The organism is Oscillatoria sp. HE19RPO (genome assembly GCF_024220515.1).
Classification (GTDB): domain Bacteria; phylum Cyanobacteriota; class Cyanobacteriia; order Cyanobacteriales; family Laspinemataceae; genus Laspinema.
On sequence record NZ_JAMXOT010000272.1, the window covers coordinates 14,876 to 27,374 of the forward strand.

The window sequence follows — 12,499 nt, forward strand, 5'->3', positions numbered from 1 at the left end:
TTTCAGGTGTGGGAGCATCTTGCTCCCTGCTACTTCCCACTCCTTAACTCCTTAGTTTTAGGCTCAGAATGATTTAGACTCCCTCTATCCCGCTTCAAATAACTTGGAAAAATATCCTCCGTTTTATAATTCGGAATGGTTTATAGGCTCCAAAAATCGTTAATGTTCATGGGGTTTATTCCTTTCCTAAAACTTGATATAAAGACTGGAAATCGACAATAACTGTCGTCAACTGTCCCCTGACAGGGCAAATCTTGCCTTCAGGCCATGACTCCCAATCTCCTGGAGAATTTTACCCTATTTTCACCCAAATGAGGAAAGCCATCCCCTAGAATAGAAAGGGATCGCTGCTCAAGTCAACATGATGGCCGAAAAAGTCGTGAAAACCTGGTTGAAACAACTCTCCCAACGGGTTGCCGGAAATAAAACCCCCTTGGGACTGGAGGAAACGGGAGATTCCGGAAACGGAAGTCTGTTCTCTCTCCTCAAGGGCAAGGATAACCCATCCCCGAACCCCAATGGGTCGAGTCCAACCCTCTCCCCGGGTTCTAATTCGCCTCAATTCCCGGACTGTTCTAGTCACGGATATCAAGTGCTTCAGAGTTTGGGTCATAACTATGCCGGGGGTCGATCGACCTATTTGGCAACCCATCTGAAAACTCAAAAACCTGTGGTGATTAAACAATTTCAGTTTGCCAAACCCGGTGCAGATTGGTCCGCCTACAAAGCTCATGAACGGGAAATTAAAGTGTTGCAGGGTCTGAGTCACCCGGGGATTCCTCGCTATCTGGATTCTTTTGAAACCTCCGAGGGATTTTGTCTAGTTCATGACTATAAAAATGCCCAATCTTTAGCGGTTTTTCGGCGTCTGGACCCGGAGAAAATCAAACAGATTGCTTTGGCGGTTTTGGAAATTTTGGTCTATCTGCAAAACCGGGTTCCTGGGGTGATTCACCGGGATATCAAACCGGAAAATATTTTAATGGGCGATCGCACCGATATTATTTACCTCATTGACTTCGGATTTGCCCGCATCGGTGGCGGTGATGTAGCTCAAAGTAGTGTAGTTTCGGGAACACCGGGTTTCATGCCACCGGAGCAATTACTCAACCTCAAACTCACGGAAGCGTCTGATTTATATGGGTTAGGAGTGACCCTAATTTGTTTGCTCACCCAAACGGATTCGAGCGAAATTAACCGCTTAATTGATAGTAGTTATCGCCTCAATTTTGCGGAGTTGGTCCCCCATCTCAGTGACGAGTTTATTCACTGGTTACAGAAAATGGTAGAACCCAATAGTGGCGATCGCTTTTCTCATGCAGCAGCAGCTTTAGAGGCCCTGACTCCCATTTCGGTATGCCGAGTATTACCAGAAGCGGAATTTAGCCAAACTCGCCTGGAATTACGCACCCAAACTGGAGAAACCCTCACCCAAACCCTGACGGTCAAAAATCCGGTGGAAGATACGATATTAGCCGGACGCTGGGAAATTGCTCCCGACTCGAATAATCCGAAGACTAAGCCGGATTGGATTTCTATCAAACCGGCCAAGTTTCAGGGAAATGAAACGGAATTTGAAATTAAAATTGATACCACAAATTTAGTTGTAAGTCAAGATTACACTCGCAATCTTTTACTCCACGGGAATACGGCGAATAAAACCCAAATTATTCCGCTTTCCCTGTCGCTTTCTCCTCGGGAAGTTCCGTCAGAATTAGTAGGTCCAGAACCGGGAAAAATTGCCACTTGGAAACAAAAACTTGCCGTGCCGTTTCCGGTTATCCTGTTGGGAACCACTGTAGCTGTTCCGTTGATTTTTCTGTCGCCTTATGTGGCGGTGGCGATCGCATTTCCCTTGGTGGTTTTATCCGGTAGAGGCTTGAATGAGAAGATTCAGGACCCGGCGATCGAGCAGGTGGCTGAATTTTCACGCAAATGGTTGGTTGCGCCAAGTTTAGTCGGATTAGGGGTATGGTGTTTTACCCTAGTCGATATTGCCTGGTTGGAACATCCAGAACGGAAATTATTAGGGGTAATTGTCGCCGCAATGGCAATGGGAGGCATTGGCATTGGGATATTAGAGCTATTTAAGGCAGGTTTTAAACGGATGGTGGTGTTACTGCCGCTGTTGATTTTTGGTTTATCTTTTGTGGCGATCGGAGTGGCGACGGGAATGGCGGGGAAATTGGCAGAAGTTGCGGTGACGGGATTGGTTTTAAGCAGTACCGTCAAACAGGAAATTCAACGGAAAAACTCTGGGATAGGTGCGATCGCTCGTCATGTAGCGGTTGCAACTTTAGGCGTCGGTGTGGGAACCGGGTTGAGTTGGTTATTGGTGCATTATGGACTCGCTGCGGGGATGTGGTAAGGGGAGGATGGGGGAGATGGGGAGGATGGGGAGGATAGGGAGGATGGGGAGGATGGGGGAGAAGAAACGACTGAAGTCGTTACTACAAACATCTCCCCCATTCTCCATCTCCCGTCTCTCCCATCTCCCCTATTCAGAATCAATAAAATTGGCCTTCATGCAAGATCACCTCACCATGTTCTGGGACCCAGGCTACCCACTGGCGATCGCCGCATTTACACAGCAGTAAGGCTTGATCTGCACTATATTCGCTGGGTTGTTCTAATAATTGCACCCAGGTGTTTTCTTCGGGTTCCTGCCATAGGATTTCTTGCTGGGAGATGGGGATCCATTCGGGCGATCGCAAATAGAGTTTTTCCAAGTCTTGTTTAACTAGGTCAAGTTTCATAATTTTTTCCTTTTTATGCTTAAGGTCACCCTGGATTCAAAAGCTAGATCTGGGCTGTGCCTACATGGGTTATGTAAGATTTTTGTCTGTAACAATTGTTACAGATATGATTTTTAGGCGTCAAGCCAAGTTAGTAGAACTTAACAATCTTGGCCCTAAGTGCTGGCGCGCTGAACAATACCCCGGGTCACCCTAGGGGAGATGGGGTTCAAGGGAAAAGAAGTCAGGAATGGGATGATTGTCGGGGACAAAAACCTTGGATAGCCCCGCAATCTAAGCAATGTTTAGGCAGAACTCCCGATGAAAATTGGACGAAGAGATAAACAGTTAATAATCACTTGATTTTGAATCACTAACTGTATAGAGTGGAGATTGATAGTGTTCAGTTACCAATTTCTAACTTCCCTAAAATTGCTAAAATTTTGCAATTCTTATTTTTTCGGCTGGTTTTCCCCACAGATTCCACAAAGATTTCCACAGGTTATCTGAGGTTTTCCACAGGTTAGGGAGAGTTTTCCCCAGGCGATCGCCGTCGAGTTCTCATGTTTTGGTTGAACTGGGGATTAAGGTCAAAAAATGACTCAGGGCGATCGCCTGGGGAAATTTTGTAAAGTTGTGTAACAATAAATGGCTGTACCCCTAATTCTCTCGTGGCTCTAAGGGACCTAGACCGAAAATCTTAACATTTCGCAACGTTGACAACTCCACCCCTTCTGAGCGCACAATGAAACCGCCAACCTAAAACAAAAGGGTTTCTCGTCATGGCAGCTTTTGAAAATAAGCAGCCAGCATTCTTATCGAAGGGCTTTAAGCTTGAACGAGCCAGCTAAAGCGGAATGGAGCAACCCGAATGAGAGGAACGCCAGCTTGAATCAAAGCCGGTGGGGATTGGTAAAACGTCAACAGCTACGCGGAACGCGCACGGAGGTTTCCAGAATGAACGCAAACGTCAGCATCCTTGCAGAAATTCCAGAAGAACTGCATCAATCCCTTAAAGGGTATTTAGACTCTCACCCCGACTGGGATCAAGACCGGGTGTTTGCTGCGGCCCTGTCTTTGTTTTTGTTACAAAATGGGGATAACCGGACCCCGGAAGCCTCAAAAAACTATCATCAAGCGGCTAGAGTGTATCTGGAAACCCTGTTTCAGCATCCGGTGTAACCGGCAAAGGTTGGGGAATCTGGGTGGATGGATCGGGAGAAGAGACTGCCGCAGAGGTAGGGGTCTGATGAATCCGGGCAAACCGTTGGAGAGAGGAGCGGTGCCAGATTCCCAAACATTTCTAGAGCAAATGAAGAGCATGATTTAATCACAGATTAGCTAAACATCTTAGGGCAATAAGGCATAATCCTCAAGAAGACTTGCAACTCAATAATGGATATATAACGGTTCGGTGGACTCAATATGTACGATTCAAAGCCCTCGGATGTTCTAAGCCGCCAACGAGAAAGGGGCCGCCATCGCGATACCATACACAGAGGAGAAACACTATACAGTTAAACCCCAAACCATGCCAAATTTCGCATTCCCACAAACTCAAGAAACTCGGATTTAGGGTAAGATGAAATCATGCCTTACAAAGCTTTCCGGACAAAACTAAAACTCAATGACTGTCAAGCTACCTTGATAGCCAAACACGCGGGCTATTCTCGGTTTGTGTTCAATTGGGGATTACACTTATGGATGTCAGCTTATGAAGAAGGACTCAATCCTAACGTCAACTCCATCAAAAAGGTTTTTACAAATTATGTAAAACCTCAATATCCTTGGATGTCCGAATTGTCATCTAGAGTTTATCAATATGCCTTCATTAATCTCGGGGATGCGTTTAAGCGCTTTTTTAAGGGAATAAGCAGTTATCCTAAATTTAAGAAGAAAGGCCACCATGATAGCTTTACGCTTGACAATTGCGGTAAACCATTTAATCTATCAGGAACTCGCCATAAGCTGCCTTTTGTTGGCTGGGTTTCTACATTTGAGGCTCTACCACCTAGTCTTGTTAAGAAAGTCACCATAACGCGCCAAGCAGGTGACTGGTATATGAGCTTTTTCGTAGAAATCACGCCAGAAATCACACCTAAATGTCGAGAGAGAATCGGGGTTGACCTAGGCATTAACACTTTAGCGACGGCTAGCGATGGGACAACATTCTCTAATCCCAAGGCATATAAAGCAGCTACCAAAAAACTAGCTCGATTACAACGCCATTTAAGTCGCAAGGTCAAAGGCTCGAAAAATCGGGCCAAATGTCTCTTAAAAGTCCAAAGGCTACATCAAAGGGTAGCCAATATTCGCCGGGATACCATTCATAAAATTACGACTTTTTTGGCTAAAAACCACAGCCAAGTCGTCATTGAAGACTTGAATGTGTCAGGTATGATGAAAAATCATTGTTTGGCCGGTTCTATCGCGGATGCTTCATTTTATGAGTTCCGTCGGCAACTAGATTACAAGGCAGAACGCTATGGGTCAAAGTTGATTATTGCCGATAGATTTTATCCATCTAGTCAACTTTGTTCTAATTGCGACCATCGTCAAAAAATGCCGCTAAACCAACGGACTTTTGAATGTCAGAACTGTGGTCTGGTGATAGATCGTGACTTGAACGCCAGTATTAATTTAGAAAAATCGCCTGGCTTGGGCGATTACACTTGTGGACGGGGTGCTGCCGACAGTCCCGGACGAAGCAAGAAATAAACATCAATATCCGGCTATGTCCGGTTTTGTTTAAGTTTTATAGAGCAGATAAGTCGTCATGGTGCGTCGGAAGTGGGGAACTGTAGGGCCATTCAACCCAGAGCGTGAAGCCATCCAGATGCATCGAGGCGATCGCCCCCATCCCATCTCAACCCAGTGAAATTGAGCAAGAGTAGCTGGCGGGGGGGTGGAGCTAGGATTGTAGAGGGTCCATGCCTGCATCGGAATTAGCTCCCCCTCAGATCGGAAACAGATGCAATAAATGCAATAGATGCTTGCTGTTGTTTCCCTACAGGTAGGCCTGTAGTCATAACACCAGACAGAGATGGTGTGAGCTGGAGAGATTGCCTAGGCCCCTCTATAGCAACTCAAACAGCCGGTACACCAACATGGGGACCCCTGAACAAAGGCGTTTGTTTTTTGTACAGACGCCATTGAGTCCCGAATAAGTAATGAATTGAAAATGAGCAACGATCACATCTAAATTTGGACTAGATTTCCTCCGGTGCATCTTCGGAATCACCACTTTGAGCTTCAAACTTGTACCCCACTCCGCGCACCGTATGAATCAGCTTCGGATAGATGCCATCCCCTTCAATTTTGCGGCGGATTTGGCCGATATGCACGTCCACCACGCGCTGATCCCCCACATAGTCATAATCCCAAACTTCTTGAAGCAGTTCAGATCTACGCCACACTCGGCCTGGATGAGAGGCCAAAAAATAGAGTAAATCAAATTCAAGGGCCGTTAGGACAATGGGACGAGCAGAGATAGTCACCTCGCGACGCACGGGATCGATGCTCATCGTTCCGAAATCAACGGAGGGTTGTTCTGCAACCTGGACAACCCGTTGACGCTTCAACAGCGCCCCTACTCTAGCCCCGAGTTCGACGAGACTAAAAGGTTTGGTAATATAGTCATCTGCACCTAAATTAAATCCCCGGATTTTATCAGCTTCATCGGTGCGACTGGTCAGCATTAAAACGAAAACACCCGTGCGCTTTTGCATCGCTTGGCAAAGCTGATACCCCGTAGTATCGGGTAAGTTAACATCCAGAATTACCAAGTCTGGATTAAATTGCTCGAAGAGTTCGAGCGCTTTTTTTCCATCTTCAGCCGACTCCATTTGATAGTCTTGCTTACTTAAAAAGCGATGGATTAAATTCCGGATCGCCGGATCGTCATCAACCACAAGAATCTTGGCAGAGGCCATAGCTACAACTGTGCTGGTGTGAACAGGTCAAGAGTCATCATTCAGCCTGACATGATGAGTCAGATAGAGGGTCTAACTTGATTGAGCCAATCAGGGTGAATTCAAGGATCCACTATCATCCCTTTATAGAGTATTGCCCAAATGATTGATTGGCAACAAATGAGGCAAATTCAAAGGAAACGGGACGTCCTCCTTTAGACCCTACCTAGAGTGCTGTTGTCACTCCCTCCACCTCCACTGGTTTAGCGGATCTTGAATCGCGAAGGGTATCGCTGACTATACAACAGATCCAGCCTCTACTACTAGAGGGAGTGGCTCAGTAGCAATTAGAGCAAGGAGTTCTCAATAAAATAGATAGAGGGGGAGTTAGGGAATAAAGCACTCTATCGGCAATTCGGCAAATAGACCACTCCCCAAAAAAACATTGACCAAAAACAGTCAAGATGATATTCAAACCTTACGATAGCTTAAAATTTACGTTTGGGGGATTAGGTTATAACAGAGGAGGGGGGGTCAGGGCGTAGCATTTTGAGGAAGAAGTACAAGTCGTCGCCTGTGATTTGGTCACGGGATCAGTCGGCCTGGGGATCCGGCAATAGGGCAAACATGAGGGGTGGAACAGGGGTTCCCCCTCAACTTTCTCCCGTCCATTGCTTCACAAGGGTTCCTGTGCAGTTTTGAGGGAAAAGGGTGGAGGTATCCCAACGGGATACTCCGAACTTAACCCTCAAGGCAGTACCTCTGGCCGATCGCGGGAAAATCGGGTGGGCGATCGCTCCTTAAGGCTATCTAGCTTGTGGGGTATCCGTTTCGCCAATAGCGCCAATTCCAGAGATAATATGAGGAGAGTTTTTCTCTTCCCTCGCCTGCTCTGCGGCCAAGACTTCCCTAACAATTATCCCTTGAACCGAGTCTTGGGACCTGCCCCTGGGTTGGGGGCCATGAGTAGGGTGTTCTCAAAACCCCCCGACGAGAGAGGATGGCGATCGCCCAGGCTGACTCCAATCCGCCTTAGGGCCAGCATCCTCAAAGCCCCGTGGCTGCCTCTGAAACCTGGGGGAAACCGGCAGTAGAACTGGAGGGACCAAATGGGATGAACAGGACTCCTCACCCTGATTCAGAAGTTAAAGACCCGACTTTAACCATTCGGGTCCAATGTCCGATTCAGGGGAGTATCCCCCAGATTGAACCGTTAAATCTGACCACCCACTCAGCTTTTTACGGACCGCACTATTTTTCTAGAGTTTTGTCCACTCTCAAAAAAGTGAAGTCATCGGGTTTGAGAAATGATAAGATATCGTGCCACTCTTTCTCCTCCCCTGCTAATGCAACGCAACCGATCGCGTTTTTTAGTCGGCTGCGATAAAGATTATTGCTGGATTCAGTGCCTTCCTGGGTCCGTCAATTTTCTGGATTTGGACCTGATAAATTTGAGCATGGCTATCAATGAACTTATACTCCATCCAATTGTCAAAGGTCTATAAAAACCCTCACCCGTTAACGGTGGGGCGTTTGCAGACAAAGCCTGCCTACGCAGGCTACTCCATAAAAACGACTTTTCATACCCGGATTTGGTATTAACTGTAAATTTCGGTTCTAACCCAAAACAAAAGACCTCATATTTTTACCCAACCTTAAAGGGTAAGCGATTAGCTGAACCCGGAGAAAACTGCGAGAGTTTAATCAGCCCAATTCACCGGATTTCTGGAGGGTTTAAAGGTCCTAAATACCCCAAAATGGAAACAGTTTGATTCAGCGCAAGTGCAACAGGCTCAGGTTAACTCTGGATTGGGTGACTGAGTGTGGCACCCCATCCCATTCGTGACCGTGTTTTATTCTTTACAATACTCACGTCTGGCGTTGAGTGCGGTTGTCCTAAATATCCTATTATTAAAAAATTAGATGAATAGTAATGATTTTCAAAACAATTCTCCTTTGATTCTGCTGGTAGATGATGACCGGACAACGCGGATGATGCTGCGTCGGGCGATGAACAATGAAGGCTATCGAGTAGTAGAGGCGTCCGATGGCATCGAAGGGTTGGAACTTTACAAGCAACTTAAACCGGATATGGTGCTGCTGGATGCCAAGATGCCGGGGATGGATGGTTTTACCTGCTGTACTCAAATTAAGGCGATCGCCGGGGGGTCAGGGATTCCGGTATTAATGATTACCAGCTTAGAAGATGAAGATTCCGTTGAGCGCGCATTTGAGGCGGGTGCGACAGACTATATTACCAAACCCATTCATTGGGCGGTCTTGCGACGGCGGGTTCAGCGCCTTTTACAAGAAAAACAAGCCGAACGAGAAATTCTCAAGGCACTGGTGCAAGAACGAGAACTCAACGAATTGAGGTCTCGGATTGTGACAATGGTCTCCCACGAGTACCGCACACCTCTGACGGCGATTTTATCTTCGGCAGAATTGCTGGAATGTTATTGGCACAAATGGGATGAGCAAAAACGGCTCAAACATCTCGAACGAATTCAAGTCGCCGCGACTCATTTAACGCAGTTGGTTGCGGATGTATTGTCTATCAATGAGGTAGAATCCGGCCAAATTGAGTTTGATCCGGCTCCGGTGAATCTTAAAAACCTCTGTCAAGAAGCGATTGCCGAGTTGCGGCTTCCGACCGGCTCTCTCCATCAAATCAAGGTCACCCATTACGGGGATAATTTTGAGGTAATTATTGATGGAAGGTTAGTCCAGCAGATGCTAATTAATATTTTATCTAATTCTATAAAATATTCTCCGAAAGGAGGACAAGTAGAACTGGAAATAATTTACTATAATCCCCATCAAACAACCGATGAACGAGCATTGTCGTTAATCCAAAATAACTTTAAAAATATCGATTCACCTGTAACTATTTTTCGAGTAAAAGACCAAGGGTTTGGGATTTTACCCCACGAACAGAGCCAAATTTTTAATGCCTTTCACCGAGGTAGTAATGTCGGTACAATTCAGGGGACGGGTTTGGGCTTGGCGATCGCCAAAAAATGTGTGGAATTACATGGCGGGGAGATTGCCATAGCCAGTGAAGTGGGTGTTGGCACCACCGTTACCGTCACCCTCCCCTCCAAAACTGATCCATTACCCCTTAATCCCAGTTAGCGATCAAAACTGAAAGCGGCTCAGAAACCCGGTTGTTTACCCTCCTTTAGCCGTCCATTAATCCCAGGTTTACCGCACCCCGGTTTCGACGCGAATATCCATCCATCAGTTAGCCCTAACTTCCAGTTTTCTCAGCGCTCTCCTAACCTGTGAAGTGGATATTTGTCTGCTCAAAGCATCTCATCAAAGCATCTAACCAAAAGGTATTCAAGGTCAGGATTCTATGTTTCCTAAACCTTGCTCTGCAACTGATGCCTTGTGGGGAAGAGGGGCTTGGCAATCCCCGGGGGATGATATTTCGTTTAAGAGTCTCTTTCCATACCCTAAACTGGACGTTTTTAAAGTCTTCTTTCTATCTTTATCAAAAATCCCTTGATTTTGGTATAAAAATTCATACAATTAAACCAGTCCAAAAATTAGGGGTTTTTGAGTCCAGTGCATCTGGAAAAAAACTAAACCGATCGCTCACCGAGCAGCGGTAGGGTGCGAGGGGCGAATGCTTTGATATCGGAGGTTTCTGCACCCCTCCCCCAGGCGAAAACCGGATCGAGTCAGGGGGTTCAGGTCAAGAATAATCCCCTAGAAGGCCCCTATTAACCCCCCAGATCAGAGGATGAGTGGGACCTTTATTTACCCTGGCATAAACCGGATAAAAATCATGAAAACACCTGGAAAAATTATTTTAGCGATCGCCTCCCTCTTCAGCAGTTTTACCTTAATTCAAACGGTGCGAGCTGTACCGGCGAGTCAACTCAACATTCAAATAGAAGGCATCACCAATCCCCGAGGCAATATTTGTTTCACAATTTTTTCCCGCAGTGAAGGATTTCCTCGGGATGGGACCAAGGCACTCAAAGCCGAATGTTCTCCCCTTGAAAACCTGCCCGTGACCCTCAGCATTGATGGATTAAATGCAGGCAACTATGCTGTAGCCGTCTTCCACGATGAAAATGCCGATGGACAACTCAACACCAATGCCGTGGGGATTCCCCAAGAAGGATTTGGATTTTCCAATAACCCCCCCATTCTGACGGGTGCTCCCAAATTTAGCGAGGCGACCTTTTTTGTTGCCGGACAAATGACAACGGTTCAGATTACGATGAAATATTTGCTCCGACTCTAGGCTCAATTGTAAAATACATTCCAAAGAGAACCGGAGGAGTTCACTCTCACCCTGAATCCCACTCGGGCGGTTTCTTGGCTCCATGAAGTGGCCTTTTAATCACAAACAGGCCACTTCTGAAGCGCAAAGTTGTCAGTTTTAGTTTCCCTTGGGAACTATAAAAGTCTTCCCGGGAATGGAGGCTCCAGCAATTTCCAAGAGTCGTAGGAGCGCGAACCGCTATATTATTAGGGGCATCTCGGCCAAAACTTAGGAAAACATCAGCAGTTATTGGAGGCTAAATTTATGCAGCCAATGTTTAAATGGCTTGGTATTGTTACAGCAATGGGGATATCGGGGATATCGATGCCGTTACCCGGATGGGCGATCGATGATCCCACAGGGGGCATGGATTCTGGACAGGTGACCACCTCTCCAGAACTCCTAGAACCGCTACAGCCTCCGGTTACCCCTAGAGCAACTCCCGTAAGACCCCCTGAGAGTCCTGCATCAACCCCCAGGGTGACTCCCGAAAGCAGCCCAGAACCGGCAACTCCGGCAATGCAGCCTGAACCCGTTGAGCCCAGACCGGCACAACAGGCGACGAGTGAGATTGAGACGTTACTCTCCCAGGGTCAATTTTTGTTGTCCTCCAAGCAATATGAAGATGCGCTCAGAACTTATGACAGTGCCCTGGAGTTAAATTCTAATAATGCGGATGCCTGGATTGGTCGAGGCATGGTGTTAGAGCAGTTGGCGCGTTACGATGATGCGATCGCAGCGATTGACCGGGCGACGGAAATTAGTCCGAATTATTCTCTGGCATGGCTGAGTCGGGGGATGGTCCTCAAACAGGCGGAACGCTTTGAGGATGCATTAACGGCGTTCGATCGCGCTTTAGACGGGAATGGACAGTGGGGGGACAACCGAGCCGCAGATGCCGCCCTCAACCGGGGTTCGGTCCTTTGGCAACTTGATCGCCGGGATGATGCCCTCGCTTCTTTTGACCGGGCCCTCGAACTGGAGCCTCAATTTTCCCTGGCTTGGTACAACAAAGCGACGGCGCTGCTGATCCTCGGTGACTATGAAGAGGCAGTCAGCGCCTACGATAGCGCCATTGAGAGTAACGGCCAATGGGGTTTATCCACGGGTCCAGCTAGTGCCTGGTACAATCGCGGTTTGGCCCTAGAGCAGTTGGAGCGTTATGAGGATGCGATCGCTTCCTATGACCAAGCCCTGCGAATTACTCCGAACCATACCAAGGCTAGACAGCAGTTGTCTCGATTGCGTCAGCAGGTGCAGTAGGCCCTAAAACAGGAGCGGGAGTTGAAACTCTAGCCCTGTCAAGGTGTATTTGTAGGGGCGTATTGCATACGCCCTCTCATGTATGCAATACGCCCCTACAAGAAACTCCGGATGAGGCCCGATTCCATTGACGGATAAAGAGGGCGTATGCAATACGCCCCTACAAGAAACCCGGATGAGGCCCGATTCCATTGACGGATAAAGAGGGCGTATGCAATACGCCCCTACAAGAAACTCCGGATGAGGCCCGATTCCATTGACGGATAAAGAGGGCGTATGCAATACGCCCCTACAAGAAACTCCGGATGAGG

At 47.2% G+C, this 12,499-nt stretch carries 9 protein-coding genes; 6 read left to right on the plus strand and 3 right to left on the minus strand.

Translation table 11 applies throughout. The annotated features are described in order from the left end of the window. Nucleotides 1-361: 361 nt before the first annotated feature. Nucleotides 362-2,368, plus strand: coding sequence for a serine/threonine-protein kinase (locus tag NG833_RS22545; RefSeq protein ID WP_254567519.1), 2,007 nt, complete (start codon nt 362-364; stop codon nt 2,366-2,368). Nucleotides 2,369-2,507: 139 nt separating this feature from the next. Here NG833_RS22545 and NG833_RS22550 read toward each other — a convergent pair whose 3' ends face one another. After that, nucleotides 2,508-2,756 carry a hypothetical protein gene (locus tag NG833_RS22550; protein ID WP_254567520.1) on the minus strand — a complete coding sequence of 83 codons (249 nt, stop codon included), beginning with the start codon at nt 2,754-2,756 and terminating at the stop codon, nt 2,508-2,510. Nucleotides 2,757-3,692: 936 nt separating this feature from the next. Here NG833_RS22550 and NG833_RS22555 point away from each other — a divergent pair. Continuing rightward, nucleotides 3,693-3,917 carry a DUF2811 domain-containing protein gene (locus NG833_RS22555; protein WP_015150167.1) on the plus strand — a complete coding sequence of 75 codons (225 nt, stop codon included), beginning with the start codon at nt 3,693-3,695 and terminating at the stop codon, nt 3,915-3,917. A 408-nt stretch (nt 3,918-4,325) separates the two neighbouring features. Then, entirely contained in the window at nt 4,326-5,453 is a 1,128-nt protein-coding gene (locus NG833_RS22560; RefSeq protein WP_254567521.1) for a transposase, read from the plus strand. 30 nt (nt 5,454-5,483) lie between these two features. Here the strand turns inward: NG833_RS22560 and NG833_RS22565 are convergent, their stop codons facing one another. Further along, nucleotides 5,484-5,675: a hypothetical protein gene (locus tag NG833_RS22565; RefSeq protein ID WP_254567522.1), complete on the minus strand. Its 192-nt coding sequence runs from the start codon at nt 5,673-5,675 to the stop codon at nt 5,484-5,486. A gap of 269 nt (nt 5,676-5,944) precedes the next feature. Further along, nucleotides 5,945-6,667 carry a response regulator transcription factor gene (locus NG833_RS22570; protein WP_254567523.1) on the minus strand — a complete coding sequence of 241 codons (723 nt, stop codon included), beginning with the start codon at nt 6,665-6,667 and terminating at the stop codon, nt 5,945-5,947. 1,902 nt (nt 6,668-8,569) lie between these two features. On the opposite strand from NG833_RS22570, the gene NG833_RS22575 reads away from it, so the two are divergent. From NG833_RS22575 to NG833_RS22585, 3 genes are all read left to right on the plus strand, one after another. Beyond that, nucleotides 8,570-9,781 (plus strand): hybrid sensor histidine kinase/response regulator, encoded by a 1,212-nt coding sequence (locus NG833_RS22575; protein ID WP_254567524.1) that lies wholly within the window; start codon nt 8,570-8,572, stop codon nt 9,779-9,781. 658 nt (nt 9,782-10,439) lie between these two features. Further along, nucleotides 10,440-10,904 (plus strand): DUF2141 domain-containing protein, encoded by a 465-nt coding sequence (locus tag NG833_RS22580; protein ID WP_254567525.1) that lies wholly within the window; start codon nt 10,440-10,442, stop codon nt 10,902-10,904. A 285-nt stretch (nt 10,905-11,189) separates the two neighbouring features. Continuing rightward, nucleotides 11,190-12,188 (plus strand): tetratricopeptide repeat protein, encoded by a 999-nt coding sequence (locus NG833_RS22585; RefSeq protein ID WP_254567526.1) that lies wholly within the window; start codon nt 11,190-11,192, stop codon nt 12,186-12,188. The last annotated feature ends 311 nt before the right edge of the window (nt 12,189-12,499 follow it).